Source organism: Legionella pneumophila subsp. fraseri (assembly GCF_000586315.1).
GTDB lineage: Bacteria > Pseudomonadota > Gammaproteobacteria > Legionellales > Legionellaceae > Legionella > Legionella pneumophila_B.
In genome coordinates this window covers 34653-54053 of sequence record NZ_KK074223.1, presented here as the reverse complement: position 1 = coordinate 54053, position 19401 = coordinate 34653, and the positions used below count along the sequence as shown (strand labels likewise).

Sequence of the window (19401 nt, the reverse complement as noted above, 5' to 3'; positions counted from 1 at the left end):
CTGCCATACCTGCGGCAGGCCCGCTGACGCTAACCTGTGAGCCGCTAAATATACCCACGACAATACCGCCAATGATTCCACTTAATATACCAGAAAAAAGCGGTGCGCCGGAAGCCAGAGCAATACCTAAGCATAAAGGAATCGCCACAAGGAAAACAACAATTGCGGCAACAAAATCAAATTTTAAATAACGTTTAGAGTAGATACGAAATAAACGCAAGTTAACTGTATTTCTGTTAATCATAATCTAAAAGTTCCTTTATTTTGAATTCAGCATCAGGTTAATAATACAAAACCACGGGTAATGTGATAATTTGAAAGCCTATTTTTGTATATTTCACGCCATTTGTCAAAATAATAAGCTTTTTTGTGTGCCAATTATTTCATTGTATTGCAAAAATGAAAAGAAATATTAGATAATAATTTTCATAAGTCAAACTTTTTCATTCTCCAATTCAAATTCCTGAGCATTAAAAACTTCTTCGCATTGGATTGGCAAAGCAGCTTCAAGGCCATCTTCCAAGTTTTTAAAATTCCAAAGATTTTGATCCATCAATTGACTTGGTTTCAAACTTTGCAGCGCATGCAGCATGTTACTGGGGACTTTCGGGTTTTCAATCGCCAGTTGATCAATGAGTGAGGCAACTTTTTTGCGCATCAGATTTTCTTGAGAACCACAAAGATTACAGGGGATAATTGGGAAGGCTTGTTCTGACGCAAACGTAATAATATCTTTTTCCTGTACATAACACATTGGTCGGATGACTATGTGCTTTTTATTATCACTTAATAATTTGGGCGGCATGGAACGTATATCACCATTATAGAGAATGGACATCATCAAGGTACGAATAAGATCATCACGATGGTGCCCCAATGCTATTTTATTAAATCCGTTCTCTTCAGCATATCTATAGATGACTCCACGTCTCAAACGGGAACACAAAGAACAGTAGGTTTTGCCTTCAGGAATTTTTTCCTTCACGATACTGTATGTGTCTCGGGTTAGTATTTCATGAGGAATGGACTTTTCAGTTAACCATTGACGTAAACAGGCATCATTCCATCCTGGTTGGGCTTGATCCAGAGTAAAAGCAAAAATTTCAAATTTATTTCCTGATCTGATCCTGAGCTGGTTAAGAATTGTTAATAGTGTGAATGAATCTTTTCCGCCCGACAGGCATACCATGACTCTGTCACCACGCTGGATCATATTAAAATCAGCGATGGCTTTGCCTGTATAATGAAGTAACTTTTTTTCAACTAAAGAAGGATTGGAAGACATAAAACAACCTAAATTTGTTATTTGGAGGTTTTGTTATCTACTGGTGAAAATCCATTGACACGTGTAGTTGCTAACCATGAGTTAATCTGTTCGAGATCATTAACGTTTAAAGTCCCTGCAAGGTACTTCAAGGTAAGTATGGAGTTAATCAAGTCGTATTGATCTCGGGCTAATTGTTCCTGTGCTTCAAACAATCTTTGCTGAGCATTGACCACATCCACCATGGTTCGAGTGCCTACTTCAAATTGAGCCTCGGTACTTTGCAAAGAATTTTGCACAGAGATGACTGTTTGTCTGTCCGCCTTTACCTTACTTATCCCATCAGTGATGGTATTGAAGGCGATGCGGCTGTTTACAATGACGTCCCGATATGTTTGTTCCAGTTTTTCACTCGTTGACTGAAAGTTATATTGAGCTTGACGAGTCTGAGCTTGAACCAAGCCTCCTTGAAAAACAGGAAAATTCATCGCGATTGCAATATTAGCCTGGGTTTGCTTTGATGGAATAAAAACAGTATTGCCGGATGCATTATTATGTACCTGGCTGGCGTTGCTCTGTAGTGAAAAAACTGGCCAGTTACCCGCAGAGATTGCTTTTACATTGTCTTTTGCCACCTCAAGATTATATTTTGCAGCATATAATTTATAGTTTTGTTTAAGTCCGGTATCTATCCATTGATTCACGTCATTTGGTTCTGGCTTAACGAGTGGAATTTTACTGTCTTTGAGTGGCGCGAGTGTTTCGTATACGTGATTTGTTAGTTTTCGCAAATTCTCACTCTGGTTAATCTGATTATTGCGGGCAGCGATAACTGTCGCTATGGATTGATCGTACGCTGCCTTTGCTTCATAGACAGAAGTGATGGCATCAAGCCCAACTTGAAAACGTTGAGTTGCTTGATCATATTGTCTTTTGTTCGCCCGTTTTTTTGCTTCGGCAAAGTCTAATGTGTCTTTGGCAAACAGGACATCAAAATAGGCTTTGGCTGTTCTTAGAATTAAATTCTGTGCTGCATCATTGAAACTGGCTTGTGCCGCTTTAACAGAGGCTTTAGCCTGGGATACTTTGGCCCATGCCTGATAGTTAAACAGCGCCTGAGAAGCATTGACTTGCCACAAATAACTTCCATAGTATTGATTGGCACTGAACGCTCCGGCAACAGCATCCTGATAATTGCGGCCAGCTTGTGAACCAAGGCCGACTTGAGGGTAAAGAGCCGCACGAGCTTGAGGAATGGCTTCAGTGCTGGACATATAGGTATCATATGCCTCTTTAAAGATTGTATCGTTCTCCAGGGCTTGTTGATAGATATCCATTAGGTCTGTTGCAAACACATGGGTTGAAACACCTAACGTTAAAATCCAACAAAGCAGAGACTTTCTCATTCGAGTTTTCCCTAGAAAACAAATTCTTTCGGTTTCAACTGATCTACCAGAGGAGGTATATCCGTTTCAAAAAGCATGGATTCTGTCCAGATTGCATTATGATCCAACTGAAAAAGATAAGCTTTCATTACAGGGGATTTACCAAGGATCGCGAACAACTTGCCACCAGGTAAAATTTGTAGTTTATGGGTATCTGTCAGTTTTTCCATGGCACCAGTGAATACCATAACATCGTATGGCGCACTTTCCAACCATCCACGGCAAGCATCTCCGGTAATTAATTCAACATTAAGACAATTATGCTCTTCGAGTTTGCGTTTTGCATTGGCAGTAAATTCAGAATAATAGTCAATACTGATTACTTTTTTACATAATTTACTGAGTAAAGCGGTCATAAAACCGGTCCCTGTTCCCACTTCCAGCACAGTTTCATGACCTTTAAGATCAAGCGCTTGTAAAATTGTTCCTTCTTCCAGTGGAGTTAACATCCTTTGACCATAGGCCAAAGGAATTTGCATGTCTGAATAAGCAAAATGAGAGAGAGGTTCAGGAACAAACTCATGTCGTAAGATCTCATCGTATAAGTCGAGGATGGATTCATTTAATACATCACCAGTTCGTAACTGCTGTTTGATCATATTTATGCGTGCACTGTGATTCATTTGCTCTACCGTCTTAATAATCATTGGATAGGTTAAAACTTTGCAGCAATTTTAGCAAGAATTCAGCTTATGTCTAAGCATTAATGTTTGAAAGTGAAATTTTCTTGAAAATATCTCATGGTGAGAATGTTTAAAATTTGGTATTATTTATGAATTTATCCAGACATACAGGAGACTATAGTGCTTGAGCGATTCATTAATTATTTACAAAATGAACTTGAAACACTCAAGGCAGACGGTTTGTACAAATCAGAGCGCGTTATTTCCAGCCAGCAGCAAGCTGACGTGAAAGTTAACGAAAGAGAAGTCATTAATCTTTGTGCAAATAACTACTTGGGTTTGGCCAATGATCCTGAATTAATAGCTGAGGGACAGGCTGCTTTAGCCAAGTACGGATATGGTATGGCTTCTGTTCGTTTTATTTGTGGTACACAAACCCCGCACAAGCAACTGGAACAAAAAATTAGCCATTTTTTAAGTAAAGAAGACACTATATTGTATTCTTCCTGTTTTGATGCCAATACGGGATTATTTGAGACATTATTGACAGAAGAAGACGCTATTATCAGCGATGCCTTGAATCATGCGAGTATTATTGATGGAGTCAGGCTGTGTAAGGCGGCACGATATCGTTATGCCAATAATGATATGAAGGCTCTGGAAGAGCAGTTAATTGCAGCAAAAAATGCGAGATTTCGTTTGATTGCGACGGATGGCGTTTTTTCAATGGACGGTATATTGGCTAACTTACCTGCCATTTGTGAACTGGCTGACAAATATGACGCTATGGTGATGGTTGATGATTCCCATGCCGTTGGTTTCATGGGCAAGACGGGTAGGGGAACACCAGAGCATTTTGGAGTTAGTGATAGAGTCGATATCGTAACGGGTACGCTTGGTAAAGCCTTAGGGGGTGCATCAGGAGGATACACTTCGTCAAATCAAGTCGTTATTGATTGGTTACGCCAACGATCCAGACCTTATTTATTTTCCAATACATTGGCACCCGTTATTGCTCATACTTCTTGTGTGGTACTCGATAAATTGTCTACAAATAACTCCCTTGCTGAAAAATTAAAGCGCAATAGTCATTATTTCCGTGAAGGAATGACGCAGTTAGGTTTTGAGTTAATCCCTGGTGAACATCCTATTATTCCTGTCATGCTAGGAGATGCCAGTTTGGCCGGGCGAATCGCCAATCGCTTATTGGAGTTGGGCGTCTATGTAGTAGGGTTTTCCTACCCAGTGGTACCCAAAGGTTTGGCTCGGATTCGAACCCAAATGTCTGCAGCCCTTGAATTGCATCATTTGGATAAAGCCTTGAAGGCGTTTGAAAAGGTGGGTAAGGAATTCTCTGTAATCTAGAACTAAGTTACTCTACATTTCACAACCTGATATTTTCAGGATGAATTGCGAAATGGTGGTATTACCTAATTAATTTGAGGTATGACATGAAATCATTGGTTAAAGCAAAAAAAGAGCCTGGAATTTGGATGCAAGATGTTCCTGTTCCTGAATATGGAGTAAACGATGTTTTAATAAAAATTAAAAGGACTGCAATTTGTGGTACAGATATCCATATTTATTCCTGGGATGAATGGGCACAAGCGACAATTCCTGTTCCTATGACGGTAGGGCATGAATTTTATGGTGAAATAGTAGAGGTTGGAAAAGAAGTCCAAGGTTTGAAAATTGGACAGAGAGTTTCTGGTGAAGGTCATATTACCTGTGGTTTTTGCAGAAATTGTCGAGCTGGTAAGCGTCATTTATGTCGTAATACCCTGGGAGTGGGGGTGAATCGACCAGGATGCTTTGCTGAATATCTGGCGCTTCCTGCTACCAATGTCATTGCTCTCCCTGACAACATTACAGAAGAGCAAGCGGCTATTCTCGATCCTTTTGGAAATGCTGCTCATTGTGCATTGGCATTTGATGTCGTAGGCGAAGACGTTTTGATTACTGGTGCGGGTCCCATAGGAATCATGGCTGCCGCTATTGTAAGACATATTGGTGCTCGACATGTTGTTATCACTGATGTTAACGATCATCGATTGGAACTGGCCAGGCAAATGGGTGTCAGCCGAGCGGTCAATGTCAAATACCAAAAATTAAGTGATGTGGCTAATGAGCTGGGAATGCTTGAGGGGTTTGATGTTGGTCTGGAAATGTCCGGGAATCCTATGGCATTAAACGATATGATGAAAGCGATGAATCATGGCGGTCATGTGGCTTTATTGGGTATCCCACCACAAGAAACCCCTATAGATTGGAACCAGGTTATTTTTAAAGGATTGGTTATTAAGGGTATTTATGGTCGAGAAATGTTTGAAACCTGGTATAAGATGATTGCTATGTTACAAAGTGGTTTAAATATTTCTCCTGTTATTACTCATAACTTCCCAGTAGATGAATATCAGCGCGCATTTCAAATTATGGCATCGGGCCAGTCAGGGAAAGTTATACTGAACTGGTAGTATTGTTTGATAAAAGGCTGATTATAGAGAGTTGGAGCGATTATGGCGCAGTATATATTCACTATGAATAGAGTGAGCAAGATTGTTGAGAACCAAAGATTTATTTTAAAGGATATTTCATTAAGTTTTTTCCCCGGGGCAAAAATTGGCGTATTAGGACTAAATGGTTCTGGAAAATCTACCCTATTGCGGATTATGGCCGGTGTTGATACACAATATGAAGGTGAAGCAAGACCTCAACCGGGAATTAAAATTGGATATCTTGCTCAAGAACCTGAGCTTGACTTAAATAAAACTGTCCGCGAAGTAGTTGAGGAAGGTGTCGCTGAAATCAAAGAGAAACTGTCTCGTTTCGATGCGATTAGCATGCGTTTTGCAGAACCAATGAGCGATGATGAAATGAATGCTTTGTTAACAGAGCAAGGTGAATTGCAAAATGAGATAGAAGCTTGTGGTGGCTGGGATTTGGAGAGAAAGCTTGATGTTGCTGCTGATGCATTAAGATTACCAGAGTGGGATGCCATAATAGGAAAACTGTCGGGTGGTGAACGCAGACGTGTTGCCCTTTGCCGATTGTTGCTATCAAGTCCTGACATGTTGCTTCTTGATGAACCTACCAACCATTTGGATGCAGAAAGTGTTGCCTGGTTAGAACATTATCTTGAAGAGTTTCCTGGTACTGTTGTTGCAATTACCCATGACCGGTATTTCCTGGATAATGCGGCGGAGTGGATTTTAGAATTGGATCGGGGTGAAGGCATCCCTTATAAGGGGAATTACAGTTCCTGGCTCGAACAAAAAGAAGCACGATTGAGTATGGAGAAAAAACAGGAGGATGCTTTGCAACGTGCTATTAAAGCAGAATTGGAATGGGTTAGAACCTCACCCAAAGGACGTCATGCTAAAAATAAAGCCCGCTTGGCCCGGTTTGAAGAAATGAATTCCAAAGAATTCCAAAAACGTAATGAAACCAATGAAATATATATCCCACCTGGTGAGCGCTTAGGGGATTTGGTTCTGGAAGGTGAAAAAATATACAAATCCTACGGTGACAGGATATTGATAGATAATTTTGATTTCAAACTTCCCAAAGGCGGTGTTTTAGGCATTATTGGTCCCAATGGAGCAGGTAAGTCTACTTTCTTAAAAATGTTAACTGGGCAGGAAGAGCCAGACAAGGGCGTCATACGTATTGGAGAAACAGTGAAGTTGGCTTATGTTGATCAGATGCGGGACAACCTAAATCCCAACAATTCGGTGTGGCAGGAAATTTCAGATGGCCATGACATTATGCAGATAGGTAATTTCCAAATGCCATCACGAGCCTATGTTGGGCGTTTTAATTTTAAAGGGACAGATCAACAAAAGAAAATTTCTCAATTGTCTGGAGGAGAGCGTAACCGGGTTCATTTGGCAAAATTATTGAAAAGTGGCGGGAATGTTTTGCTACTTGATGAACCCAGTAATGATTTGGATGTTGAGACATTAAGAGCTTTGGAAGAGGCCATTCTTAATTTTCCAGGTTGTGCTATAGTGATTTCTCACGATAGATGGTTTTTAGATAGAATTTGTACCCATTTAATGGCTTTTGAAGGCGATTCACAAATAACCTTTTTCGAAGGTAATTACAGTGAATACGAAGCGGATAGAAAGCGTCGATTGGGTGATGAGGCTAACAGACCGTCACGAATTAAATATCGAAAATTAAGTGATTAATTAGGGCCACCAGGTTTTACTATTGTGGAGATAAAATCTAAATGAAAAAAATTTATTGGGCAGTTATTTTAATGTGCCTCGGATTAACTTCGTGTGTTGAGTTTGATGAGTCAACCTTAATTACTGACGATGCTGGTTATGTACACAGAACCGTTCATTATTTAAGGGATAAAAGAGGACGTAATTATTTCCCAATGCAAATTAAAGCGCCAGGCGAAAGATTATTTGTTTTTGATCCTAAAGCGTCTGCCTGGGCAGCCTACGATGAAGAGGGTCATCGTGTAATGACAGGAGCTGGTTCTGGTGGAATAGATGTTTGCGAAGAAAATCCAAATCAATCTTGCAGGACGATAACCGGAACATTCAGGATTTATAACAAACGAGGTATTGACTGTCGTTCGGGTGAATACCCTGTCGATACGAAAGGTGGGGCTAAAATGCCTTACTGCATGTATTTTTACAGAGGATTCACTATTCACGCGGCTTATGAAGTTCCAGAGCACCCATCAAGTCATGGTTGTGTCAGGGTTTTCCCCAGTGCAGCCAAATGGTTGAACGAAGAGTTCTTGCGAGTTGGAACGAAAGTCATCGTATTAGCCTACCCTGATCAAAACGGGGTGAAAACTATGTCCTCATTGGAAAAAGTGAATTAAAATTTGGACTGTTGGTTTAAAACATCAATGTAATTTGAGAGACACTTTAATTTTTTAAAGTGTCTCAATTCAGGTGTTATTCATTGTAAATGAAACGGAAATATAAATAATGGATTATATAACCTCTTTTACTCCTTATCTAAGTGCCATTGGTGGATTACTGATTGGCTTAAGTGCTGTCCTTTTTTTATGGTTAAACGGCCGTATAGCTGGCATCAGCGGAATGATACACGGACTCTGTCCACCTGAAAAACCATTCCCAGTCTGGCGTATTGCCTTTTTACTTGGTTTGGCAGCTGCAGGATTGATTTATTTCATAAGCCCTGTTATCCAGTTTCCATTAAGAACACATTATCCGGTTTTCCTGTTACTAATTGGTGGATTTTTGGTGGGTTTTGGAACCCGAATGGGCCAAGGTTGTACTTCGGGACACGGGGTATGTGGACTGGCCAGATTTTCCAAGCGCTCCTTTATAGCGACACTGCTTTTTACCTTATCGGCAGTGATTACTGTGTATCTGATAAGACATGTAGGAGGATTATATTAATGTATAACATCATGTCATTTCTATGTGGTTTGTTATTTGGAGCCGGGTTGACTATTTCAAATATGATCAATCCTAACAAGGTATTAAATTTTCTTGATATCAATGGATTTTGGGATCCGAGTTTACTGATTGTAATGGCTGTTGCTGTCAGTGTAACTTTTTTGGGGTACCAACTGATAAACAAATTTGATAAACCAGTATTGTGTAATCAATTTTATTTACCCGAGAAGAAAAACATCGAGAAAAAATTAATCTTGGGAAGTATCATTTTTGGAATTGGTTGGGGTGTGGCTGGATACTGCCCAGGCCCATCCATTACTGCTTTGGCTACCTTTAATTCCGATCCGGTTTATTTTGTGATTGGGCTGCTAGCAGGATCATGGTCTTATTATTGGCTATTTAAAAAGAGAAATATTCAAAAATAAAACTCATAGAGGAAATGCCAGGTGGTCACACCTGGAAGATCAACCCTCAATTTTCACTTTAAGATCCAGAACATTGGCATTAATTGTCACTTGGCCTGTCGTAAAGGGGACAGGCACATTGTTTACCTTGGCTTTATTTTGAATACTGGGGTAAGAATACACATGTCCTAATATGAGTTCCATGGATGCATGTTCGGTGAAGCGGTAGTCACCAACCAATCCAAGAAAATATTGAGTATCAGAAGGGAAAACGATGGTTCTGAGGCCATCTTCTTCGGGGCCATCGTCTATCATGCCTGCCAACGCAATGCCTAATTTATCAGTGACTTGTTTACGTACTGCAGCAAGATAAGCATAAGAGGCATCAAAATGCATATCAAAAATAAAATTGGTAAATGGCAGTGGCGCTGCTGTGTTATAAAGTCTCACTTTTTGATTGGCGTTCCATTCGCTTTGAAACACTTGCAAATTGACGAGCCATTTGGGATTAAAAATATGGACATAACTGACAACCGTTGTTGCTGGCATATAAAAACCAAATCGGAAATCAGGGTTGGCGGCTAATCCCAGATAACTGGTTCCTGAAGTATTTTGGCGAATTCTTGAATAATAAGTGATACCAAGGAAATTGGTATCATTTACTACATAATTTGCCCCTAAATTATACCCCACACCAAAACTGGAGGATCGATTAATTAAATTCGCATACGTGAGCTGACCAGTAGGAAAAGCCCAATTGACTTCATTTTTTAATAGTACATTAAAATTTATACCACCACCAATTTGTAGTTTTTTGCTAATCGCATAGGAAATTTTGGGGCTTAGATCCACATCAGTCAGATAGTTTTGGGTCACAGCATATCTTGTAAAAGCATCGTTGCCCCAATCAAGATTGGAATTAAAAGGTTCAGTAAGATCAACTGCAACTACAGTCTTATCATTGAGGCGCTTGGCAACCCGTCCATATGGCCAAACAATATAAGTACGCGAGTGATTAACTCCCGAATCGTATTGAAACGTATTGAAATTTAAGACGCTTCCCTTAAATTGCAAATCAGCATAAGAGCCGGTTCCTCCAACAAGCAAAATACCATTTTTTACTTTGAATAAATCAGCCGGGTTGTTATAACTGATTCCTGCAAAATACTGTATCACATTCGCCTGGGCATTGAGAGTCAACAGGCATAATACTCCTGTAAATATTAATCGCATGATTTTTCCGTGATTTTGGCAGCATTCTTAATGGAATGCCGCACTAATTGTTGAATTTAATTCTGGGTATTTGTTGTAGAGCCACTCGGAGGTGAGGTGGTTGATGTCCCAGTCTGTGTTTCTGTATTGGTTTTGCTAGCATTATTTGTTGTGTCACCGGGTGTTTGAGTTTGAGGAGTTGAGGTATTTGTAGTTGATGGGGTTGTATTAGTCGATGAATTGGTTGGTGGTGTATTGGTTGCCGAGCGTGGCATAGCAATCATTTGGTTGATGCCCAAATCACCGGTAATTTTTCGCCCTATCGTTACATTGACGTTAAGTAATTGAGTTACCTTTTCCTTGTCATTTTGATAGACAACTTGTAATGGTATGGTAATTTTCCATTGATTTTCTATAGCTTCAGTAACCTGTGGCTGACCATCAATTTGGCTGCTAACATGCAATTTTTGTGATTTAATGGCATCGAGATTACCTGATTTTTGCAATGCTGAATTAAAACTTAGCCATCCTTGATCTGTAAAGCAGGTTTGCAATTTTTGCAATTGAGCATCTACAGTAGCCGGATCAAAATCAAATGACTGGATTATTGCTTTCTCTGTCCAGGTTAAAACCAGAGATTGATCTATTGTTTTTGTTTCCGCGGATATTTTGTAATCACAATTAATAACAGGTGCTGTTTGTTGTGAGGGAATTTGCTGGTGAGCAGGCTGCTGTGTTGTTTGTTGCTGTGTCGGTTGATTTTGCGAATTATTCTGGGTATTGGGGTTAGATTGTGGTTCACCGGCCTGGGTCGATTGATTTGGCTGATTGTTTTGAATAGCTTGAGTCGGTTGTTGCCCGTTTGACTGCACGGGTTGGTTCACCTGATTTTGTTGAGTGTTTTGATTTGTGGCAGGTGCCTGATTCGTTGACTCGGAAACTACATTAGTGCCAGTGGAGGATGAATTTTGAGATGATATCTCTTGTTGAGTTGCTTCAGAGTTCGCTTGAGTAGTGATTAGAGCAAATAAAGCGCCCCACAGCACAGTTTTCTTCATGAAATATACTCCTCAATTAGTATCTAACAATTCTGCGATAATAAGTGCCGCTAGTCTAGCAGTTTTTTGTTCTGAATCTAGTGGCGGCGAAAGTTCTGCTATATCTAAACTTATTACTTTGCCACTTTGTATGAGGTATTTCAACAGGGGCATTATTTGCCAGGGAGAAAGGCCCAGTGCTTGTGGGGCGCTTACACCTGGGGCATAGCATTCGGCGAGAACGTCCAGGCATATCGTTAAGTAAATATGATCCAGATTGAGGATAAAATCATCAAGAAACGCAATTTGCCATGCCTGGCTTTGCTCATAAAGGTCTTCTGCTGACAGATAGCTCACATTTAATTCTTTCGCTTTTTCAAAAAGGGAAGGGGTGTTGCCAAATTTTTGCACACCAATGCAGCAATAATGAAAAGGCATTTTTTTTTCTTCACAATAGGTGGCAATTTGAGAGAAAGGGGTACCTGAGTTTCCTAACTCACCTTTTTTGTAAGGGCGTATATCAAAATGAGCATCAAAGTTGATAATCCCTAATTTGGGATAGAGTGAGGACAATCCTTGATAGTGTGCCCAGGCTATTTCATGCCCTCCTCCAAAGGCACAGATCTGATGACCATTTTGATGGCAAAAATGGACTATTTGAGCAAATTGAGATTGCGCCAGTTCCAATTCATCGTTTTCACATACGATGTTTCCCAGATCTATATAATGTTTGTTGTTATGACATGGTAATTTGGCAAGTTGAGTTTTAAGTTCATCGGGACCTAATTTCGCTCCTGTTCTGCCCAAATTACGTTTAATTCCAGCATCACTGGCAAATCCAAGAAATAGGGTTTTCTTGTCTTTGGTTACTAATTCATTTTGATTTTCAATAAAAGTAATTTTTTGAAAAAAACGTTCCTGATTGGCTGTGTCCTTTCTGCCTTGCCAAAGAGCAGGATTGGCGGGCCGATAGTTACTTAAATCGTCAAACATCAAGTTCTCCTTTTAATAGACTTCTTGCATAACCTGTTTCTTTAGTTTTATTGCCGCGTTGCAAACGTTTCTGTGGTGCTCATTTACTACAGTAAACTCCGCTCCTCAAAACGTTTGCGCCTTGCCCTAAAACAAAATAATCAGGTTATGCAAGAGCTCTAATGATAGGGCTAGTTTCCAAGAGAAATACAAAATTCTCAAGATCTTCATTCATTTTTAATGGAAATAGGCAGTTCCAAAGATCTTTCCTTGCTCTAAAATAAAACGTGCAGGTTATGCAAGAAGTCTAATGTCTGGTATTATTTCACCTATTGTTTTCTATATTGATGAGGGAATTGTGTATCTCATTACGGGTGGTGGCAGTGGCATAGGGAAGGCTTTGGCGTTTGCTTTGGCAAAGCGCAATAAACAAGTATTCGTTGTGGGGCGCAGGGAAAATTTACTGCAAGAAACTGCTTCTTTGTCTTCAAATATTCATTATTTATGTGCGGATGTTTCCACTCCTCAAGGCAGAGAGTTAGTCAAGTCCAGTTTAAGCGCTATCCCAAAAATTAATGGCTTGATAAACAATGCAGGAACTCTTGAGCCTACTCTTCTTTTAAAGGATGTCCCTTTTGCTGAGTGGCATCAGGCATTAAATACCAATATAGACGCGGCACTTTTCTTGCCGCAACTCTTGTATGATAAATTGTCAGGAGGCCGAGTGTTAAATGTTGGATCAGCTGCTGCTTATTTTCCTATCAAAGGATGGGGAACCTATTGTGTATCGAAAGCGGCCTTGTCTATGTTAACACGATGCTGGCAGCTTGAATCCGATTCACCTGCCTTTACCAGTGTGATGCCTGGAATTATCGATACTCATATGCAGGCAATAGCTAGAAACGGGCTTAATCTTGACCCGGAACAAGTCAATTTTTACAGGCGTTTAAAAGATCATAATCGTTTGATATCACCCGAAACAGTAGCAGAATTTTTTATTTGGCTTCTGTTAGATATTGATAAAGAAACGTATGTATCCAAAGAGTGGGATATATATGACACGACTCACCACTCTGCCTGGTTGAAACCGCCCCACCAGGTACTTCATTGGGAATTTTAATGTTTGCCTGTGATGAATTATTGCTCAATGCCAGCACAATCGATGCCAAAGGGTTACAACTTTCTAATCAGGCCATTGCTATAAGAAAAGGCAGGATAGAGTGGTGTGGTTCTGAGGATCATTTACCCGCGCATTTTCAGGAAAGTGCCAAATCAAGAAAGAATTGTCACGGACAATTAATTACTCCGGGATTAATTGATTGTCATACTCATTTGGTTTATGCAGGCCACAGAGCTGCAGAGTTTCGATTAAAATTGCAAGGCGTCAGTTACGCTGATATCGCCAAATCAGGCGGGGGCATATTATCCACAGTACAAATGACACGAGATGCCTCTGAAGAAGAGTTAATTGATCAATCATTGCCAAGACTTCTTGCGCTAAAAAATGAAGGGGTTACTACCGTTGAAATTAAGTCAGGCTACGGCCTTGATTTGCAAAATGAATTGAAAATGCTCAGGGTTGCCAGGCAGTTAGGGGACATGGCTGGAGTCAGGGTAAAAACAACTTTTCTGGGGGCGCATGCTGTAGGGCCTGAGTTTAAAGGAAATAGTCAGGCTTATGTCGATTTTCTTTGTAATGAGATGTTGCCTGCGGCTAAAAATATGGATTTGGTAGATGCCGTGGATGTTTTTTGTGAATCCATAGCTTTTTCTATAAGGCAGGCTGAGCAAATTTTTCAAGCTGCTAAGAATTTAAATTTACCAATAAAATGCCATGCTGAACAATTATCTAATATGGGGGCCAGTTCTTTGGCTGCTCGTTATGGTGCGTTATCCTGTGATCATCTGGAGTTTTTGGATAAAAACGGCGCTTTAAATATGGCAAAAGCTAATACGGTCGCTGTTTTACTTCCAGGTGCCTTTTATTTCCTTAGAGAAAAACAAAAACCACCCGTTGAGTTATTGCGAGAGGTTGGTGTTGGTATGGCTATTGCCACGGATTCAAATCCGGGTTCTTCTCCAACGACTTCCTTGTTATTAATGATGAGTATGGCCTGTCAATTTTTCTCTATGTCTATTCCTGAAGTGTTATCTGCAGTAACGTATCAGGCTTCCAGGGCTTTAGGGTTGGAAAGGGATATTGGGAGTATTGAGGTGGGCAAGATTGCTGATTTGGTTTTATGGTCTATAAAAGATAGTGCTGCACTATGTTATTATTTTGCTTATCCATTACCACATCAAACGATGGTGGCTGGTGAGTGGATATCCTGAGAGGATACTTGATTGGAGATAAACAATGCCGATACAAATGAATTTAATCAATAAAATTGGTCTGATGTTTGGACTATTATGTTATTCGTTTCTTGCCTCAGCGATCACAACAGAAGTTATTAAAAAAGAAACAGCGGAGTATTTGCTGGATATAAAATACCCTCAAGGATTTCAAAGTAACGGAGTAAATCAGGCGATAAAGGAATTTATTACTAATCAGCAAAAAAGTTTTATGAATGAATTATCTGAAGATGCTGATACCCCGGCAGATGCTCCAGGTAAAACCGGTTTAAATATTACTTATGCTATTCCTTATCAATCAGCTAGTGCTCTAAGTATTCGGTTTAATATTTCCATCTATCACCGAGGCGCTGCTCATCCCTCAAATACCGTAAAGGTACTCAACTTTATCAAGAGTCAACCTGTACAGTTGTCTGATTTATTTGTGCCGGGTTCAGATTATTTGCAGCCAATCGCTAACCTTGCTAAAAAAGAAATCACAGTCAAGAAAATTTCAGATGAAAACTGGATTAAAGAAGGGACTAAACCGACACAGGAAAATTATAGTATTTGGCATTTTACCAAAAACGGGATTGCTATTGTTTTTAATACGTACCAGGTAGCAGCTTATGTTTACGGAGAGCAAACAGTGGATGTCCCCTTGTCACTAATTTCTGCTATGGTAAAACCGGAAATTTCCAAAGCAGTGTGGGGTAATTGATGTCTGATACTCCATTTATTGCAGCGAATAAAAAAGTAGCTGAACTCACTTTTAGAGTGATTATTCTGGCGATAATTTTGACCGTTCTACTGGCGATGTCTAATGCTTATCTGGCGCTTAAACTCGGTATATTAACTTCCGCTTCAATTCCCGCCGCTATTATTTCCATGGGGATTTTACGGTTTTTTAAAAATTCAACCATTCTTGAAAACAATGCCGTACAGACAGCAGCATCTGCTGGTGAGGCTGTTGCAGGCGGTATCGTTTACACTATTCCTGCGCTCATTATCATCGGGTTTTGGAACCACTTTGATTACGTCACTAATTTTTTTATTGCTGTTTGTGGAGGAATCCTGGGAGTTTTGTTTTCTATTCCTTTGCGTCGAATTCTTGTAAATGACCAAACCCTCAAATTTCCTGAAGGAAGAGCGATTGCAGAGGTCTTGAAATCTTCGGCAGACAGGGTGGGTATTAAAGACATTTTTCTCGGTGGGCTTGTAGGCGGACTTCTCGAGTTACTGCAAATTGGTTTCAAAGTAATCGCCAGCAGCTGGAATTATTGGTTTGTTGTAAAACGTTCTCTATTTGGTTTGGGTGCTGGCTTCTCTGCAACTATGATAGGTGCGGGTTACCTCGTTGGTCACGATATGGCAATAAGCATTTTTCTCGGGGCAGTCATTTCATGGTTGATTGCTTTGCCAATAGCCAGCCAGTTTTATCCTGATTTTTTAAATCAATATCCCGCTGAACAAGCAGCTACTTTGTTATGGAATAGTGAAATGCGCTATTTGGGGATAGGAGCCATGCTGTTTGCCGGTATTTGGACTTTTATAAAATTAGTGAAACCACTCACCAGAAGTGTCAAGACATCATTCAGAACTTATATTTCCAAGAGCAAGTTCAGAGAACAATATCCTCGCACTGAAAAAGATATTCCCATGCCATTTATATTGATGGGAATTGGACTGATGGCAGGAATACTGTTTTTGTTCTTTCAAATCATTTTTCCATTAGGGCAGGTTGGACTGGATAATGATTTTTCACCAACTATTGTATTTATTGGTGTTATTTATGTTTTAGTCGTTGGTTTTTTATTCTCAGTGATTACAGCTTATTTTTCAGGAATGGTAGGAGTCACTGCAAGTCCTGGGAGTTCAGTGGTTATCTCGGGTATGCTTTTTGCCGCATGGTTATTAGTTTCAGCAATTAATCATCTATTGCCCCTTCCATTAACTTCACATCAAATTCAAGCTGCAGAAGCTATTACTATTATTATAGGAGCTGTAGTCACAGGCATAGCGGCTATCGCAAACGACAACACCCAAGACTTAAAAGTAGGTCAATTGGTTGGGGCTACTCCATGGAAACAGGAGGTGATGTTGTTGCTTGGAGTTGTTATTTCTGCTTTGGTTATTCCTCCAGTCATGCAGATTTTATTTAATGTCTATGGCATAGCAGGAGTAATGCCACATGCTGGAATGGATGTAACACAATCGTTACCCGCCCCGACTGCCGCATTAATGGCAGCCATCACGGAAGCAGTATTTAGAAATTCATTGCCCTGGAATATGATGTTGGCTGGTTCATGTATTATTTTATTGGCTATTTTTCTCAATCGCATATTAAACATCAAACGCTTTCTTAATTTATCTATTTTAGGTATTGCCATTGGTATGTATTTACCTCTTTCCTCTTCGGTTCCTTTATTTATTGGAGGAATGATTGCCTTATTTGTTCAAAAGCAATTAGGGCGTGTAAAAATGGCACCTGAAGAATCTATGATTAGGAAACAAAAGGGTACTCTTATTGCCTGTGGTTTAGTGGCAGGTGCAGCGATCATGGATGTGTTACTTGCTATACCATTTTCTATTTTTCATAGCCCAGATGCATTGCAATTAGTTAGACCTTCTTGGAAGCATTATGGCGTATATTTAGGCGTGGTTTCTACTATTCTTTTAGCAGGGTGGATAAATCGTAGGGTATGTAGAAGTTAAATCTGAGTTAATTGATAATTATTCTAACAATTCTCCTTAATTGTAGATTAGTGGTGCTGCGTGAGGTGGAAAAGTCTATGTTCTTAGAATAACTTAGTTCAATATCCGATTCCTTATGGTTTTGGATAGATGAAATACATATATTAGTCAATTTTAAAAAGCTTTTTCATGGTAGGGTTAATATAACAGTGGTGCCTAAACCTATCTTGCTATCTACCGCAAGCTGGCCTTTATGGTGCTCCATGATTGATTTAGCAATGGCCAAACCTAAACCAAGGCCTGCGTTTTCTTTGTCAGTACTATAATCTACTCGATAAAATCCGTGATATAAAAGAGGTAAGTGTTCTTTTGATATACCAATTCCATTGTCTTTTATACGGATTTGAATGCTGTCGTCTATTCTTTTTTCTATGATGATTAGTATTCTTCCGCCTTTGTTTGTATAGGTCAGACTGTTGTCTACTAAATTTGAAATAACGCGCTTAAATAAATGTTCATCTACTTTAATCTGAGCCTCACCAAAAACTTGAATTTCTATGCCCTTTTCTTGAGCTATTGAATAATAATACTCAATAATTGAACTGATTAAGTGGTTTGCAGATAATGTTCTTAAATTTAATTGAAGTTGGCCGTGCTCACAGCGAGTTAAAAAGAGCAGATTATCTATAAGTTGGGTTAAACTTTGATATTCTTCGAGATGCGTTTGTAATACATGTTGATAGGTTTCAATCGTTTGTGGTTTAGTCAGGGTAATTTCGGTGGCAGTTCTGAGGTAATGAATGGGATTTCGTAATTCATGAGCTATACTGGCTGAAAACTGCTTTATATGGCTAAATGCACTTTCTATTCGAAAGAGCATGTCATTGCAAGTCGAGGCTAATTCTTCCAGTTCTTTGGGATTCCCTGTGTAAGGTAATCGTTTCTCTAGTGATGAAGCATTAATCGATGCAAGTTCTTTAGTGAATATTTTAATTGGTCTCATGCTTTTTTTTGCGAGCAAATAACTGGCAAGAATGATTATCAAAGTAGAAAACCAGAGTCCAACAAAGAAATTTTTAATACAAATTCGTGTTAATAAATAATTATAATGCTCATTATTCAAATGAGTATGATGGAGTAATTCTTTCATTGGAGGATAGATTAACCCTGTGATAATAGACAATATCAGTACGGTTGAACCAATAAATATAAGTAATAAGCGGTTAGTAATAGACATTGATTTAGCGAATCTCCAATACATAGCCTACTCCTCTGACAGTATGGATCAATTTAGTAGGATGATCATTATCCACTTTTTCCCTTAAACGCTTGATCGCTACATCAATAATATTGGTATTCGTGTCAAAATTAATGTCCCAAACTTGTTCAGCAATGACTGTCCTTGAAAGTACTTCACCATTTCGTTTCAACATAAACGTCAATAACATGAATTCTTTTGCTGTTAAAGGCAACTTTTTCTCGCCTCGTATTGCTGTATGCTTTTGTAAGTTTAGAGTTAAATCATCAATCTTTAATAAGATAGGATTCTCTTTGGGTTTTCTTCGTAGTAAAGATTTTATTCGGGCAAGGAGCTCGTTGAAGGAAAAAGGTTTAACAAGGTAATCATAGGCCCCCATTTCAAGCCCTTTCACACGACTATCGACATCGTCGCAGGCAGAGAGCATTAAAACGGGTAAATCAGGTTTTAGTTCACGAATCTTTTCAAGTACAGCCCATCCATCCATTATGGGTAACATAACGTCTAAAACAACAGCATCGTAGTTAATTTCTGAGATTCGATAGATTGCTTCCGCACCATCGTATACAGCATCTGCGTGAAATTGATATTCATTAAATCCTTTACAGATAAAATCAGCTGTTCTTTTATGGTCTTCAACAATTAATAATCGCATAATGCCGTTGTGTTTAAATTATGCTCAATTGTAGCATGAAAATGCTAATCATCATAATGAATTAGATTACAATTTTGTAATCTTGATGTCACTCTTCTGACAGATTTAATTGCTTA

19 protein-coding genes are annotated in these 19401 nt (G+C 39.3%); 10 read left to right on the top strand and 9 right to left on the bottom strand.

The window, feature by feature from the left end:
- From CC34_RS1000000117540 to CC34_RS0111460, 4 genes are all read right to left on the bottom strand, one after another.
- The coding region (locus CC34_RS1000000117540; protein WP_269456703.1) for a SulP family inorganic anion transporter at nt 1-244 on the bottom strand (244 nt) is incomplete at its 3' end.
- A gap of 189 nt (nt 245-433) precedes the next feature.
- Nucleotides 434-1285: a tRNA 2-thiocytidine(32) synthetase TtcA gene (gene ttcA / locus CC34_RS0111470; RefSeq protein ID WP_028379521.1), complete on the bottom strand. Its 852-nt coding sequence runs from the start codon at nt 1283-1285 to the stop codon at nt 434-436.
- A gap of 17 nt (nt 1286-1302) precedes the next feature.
- Nucleotides 1303-2670: a TolC family outer membrane protein gene (locus tag CC34_RS0111465; protein WP_027228387.1), complete on the bottom strand. Its 1368-nt coding sequence runs from the start codon at nt 2668-2670 to the stop codon at nt 1303-1305.
- An 11-nt stretch (nt 2671-2681) separates the two neighbouring features.
- Nucleotides 2682-3332, bottom strand: a complete 651-nt coding sequence (locus CC34_RS0111460; protein ID WP_028379520.1) for a protein-L-isoaspartate O-methyltransferase family protein — start codon at nt 3330-3332, stop codon at nt 2682-2684.
- 180 nt (nt 3333-3512) lie between these two features.
- Here CC34_RS0111460 and CC34_RS0111455 point away from each other — a divergent pair, with 180 nt between their 5' ends.
- The 6 genes from CC34_RS0111455 (at nt 3513) to CC34_RS0111430 (ending at nt 9147) form a co-directional block, all read left to right on the top strand.
- Complete coding sequence (locus CC34_RS0111455; protein WP_027228385.1) at nt 3513-4697, top strand: glycine C-acetyltransferase; 1185 nt, start codon at nt 3513-3515, stop codon at nt 4695-4697.
- Nucleotides 4698-4783: 86 nt separating this feature from the next.
- Nucleotides 4784-5806 carry an L-threonine 3-dehydrogenase gene (tdh, locus tag CC34_RS0111450; RefSeq protein WP_027228384.1) on the top strand — a complete coding sequence of 341 codons (1023 nt, stop codon included), beginning with the start codon at nt 4784-4786 and terminating at the stop codon, nt 5804-5806.
- A gap of 42 nt (nt 5807-5848) precedes the next feature.
- Nucleotides 5849-7522 carry an energy-dependent translational throttle protein EttA gene (gene ettA / locus CC34_RS0111445; RefSeq protein WP_028379519.1) on the top strand — a complete coding sequence of 558 codons (1674 nt, stop codon included), beginning with the start codon at nt 5849-5851 and terminating at the stop codon, nt 7520-7522.
- A gap of 41 nt (nt 7523-7563) precedes the next feature.
- Entirely contained in the window at nt 7564-8175 is a 612-nt protein-coding gene (locus CC34_RS0111440; protein ID WP_010946441.1) for a L,D-transpeptidase, read from the top strand.
- A gap of 109 nt (nt 8176-8284) precedes the next feature.
- A complete protein-coding gene (locus tag CC34_RS0111435; protein ID WP_028379518.1) occupies nt 8285-8722 on the top strand; it encodes a YeeE/YedE family protein in 438 nt (145 codons plus the stop codon).
- Entirely contained in the window at nt 8722-9147 is a 426-nt protein-coding gene (locus tag CC34_RS0111430) for a DUF6691 family protein (protein WP_027228381.1), read from the top strand. The genes CC34_RS0111435 and CC34_RS0111430 overlap by 1 nt, the downstream gene beginning before the upstream one ends.
- Before the next feature lie 39 nt (nt 9148-9186).
- Here CC34_RS0111430 and CC34_RS0111425 read toward each other — a convergent pair whose 3' ends face one another.
- The 3 genes from CC34_RS0111425 to hutG are packed head-to-tail and all read right to left on the bottom strand — an operon-like array spanning nt 9187 to nt 12368.
- The gene (locus CC34_RS0111425; protein WP_028379517.1) at nt 9187-10359 is read right to left on the bottom strand and encodes an OmpP1/FadL family transporter; all 1173 of its coding nucleotides are present in this window, start codon (nt 10357-10359) and stop codon (nt 9187-9189) included.
- Nucleotides 10360-10415: 56 nt separating this feature from the next.
- Nucleotides 10416-11396, bottom strand: a complete 981-nt coding sequence (locus CC34_RS0111420; protein WP_027228379.1) for a DotI/IcmL family type IV secretion protein — start codon at nt 11394-11396, stop codon at nt 10416-10418.
- A gap of 12 nt (nt 11397-11408) precedes the next feature.
- Nucleotides 11409-12368 carry a formimidoylglutamase gene (gene hutG / locus CC34_RS0111415; protein ID WP_028379516.1) on the bottom strand — a complete coding sequence of 320 codons (960 nt, stop codon included), beginning with the start codon at nt 12366-12368 and terminating at the stop codon, nt 11409-11411.
- 289 nt (nt 12369-12657) lie between these two features.
- Here hutG and CC34_RS0111410 point away from each other — a divergent pair, with 289 nt between their 5' ends.
- Genes CC34_RS0111410 through CC34_RS0111395 form a run of 4 tightly spaced genes read left to right on the top strand, consistent with a single transcriptional unit; the run spans nt 12658 to nt 17393 of the window.
- Nucleotides 12658-13467 carry an SDR family NAD(P)-dependent oxidoreductase gene (locus tag CC34_RS0111410; RefSeq protein ID WP_027228377.1) on the top strand — a complete coding sequence of 270 codons (810 nt, stop codon included), beginning with the start codon at nt 12658-12660 and terminating at the stop codon, nt 13465-13467.
- Nucleotides 13467-14678, top strand: a complete 1212-nt coding sequence (hutI, locus tag CC34_RS0111405; protein WP_028379515.1) for an imidazolonepropionase — start codon at nt 13467-13469, stop codon at nt 14676-14678. The genes CC34_RS0111410 and hutI overlap by 1 nt, the downstream gene beginning before the upstream one ends.
- A 25-nt stretch (nt 14679-14703) precedes the next feature.
- On the top strand, nt 14704-15399 hold the full coding sequence (locus tag CC34_RS0111400; RefSeq protein ID WP_027228375.1) for a DUF3298 and DUF4163 domain-containing protein: 696 nt from the start codon (nt 14704-14706) through the stop codon (nt 15397-15399).
- Nucleotides 15399-17393: an OPT family oligopeptide transporter gene (locus tag CC34_RS0111395; RefSeq protein WP_011214923.1), complete on the top strand. Its 1995-nt coding sequence runs from the start codon at nt 15399-15401 to the stop codon at nt 17391-17393. The genes CC34_RS0111400 and CC34_RS0111395 overlap by 1 nt, the downstream gene beginning before the upstream one ends.
- A 166-nt stretch (nt 17394-17559) precedes the next feature.
- On the opposite strand, the gene lciS is transcribed toward CC34_RS0111395, so the two are convergent.
- Both lciS and lciR read right to left on the bottom strand, forming a co-directional pair.
- Nucleotides 17560-18633, bottom strand: a complete 1074-nt coding sequence (gene lciS, locus CC34_RS0111390) for a copper-responsive two-component system sensor histidine kinase LciS (RefSeq protein ID WP_028379514.1) — start codon at nt 18631-18633, stop codon at nt 17560-17562.
- Complete coding sequence (lciR, locus tag CC34_RS0111385; protein WP_010946452.1) at nt 18614-19285, bottom strand: copper-responsive two-component system response regulator LciR; 672 nt, start codon at nt 19283-19285, stop codon at nt 18614-18616. Before lciR ends, lciS begins: the two co-directional genes overlap by 20 nt.
- Nucleotides 19286-19401 lie beyond the last annotated feature (116 nt).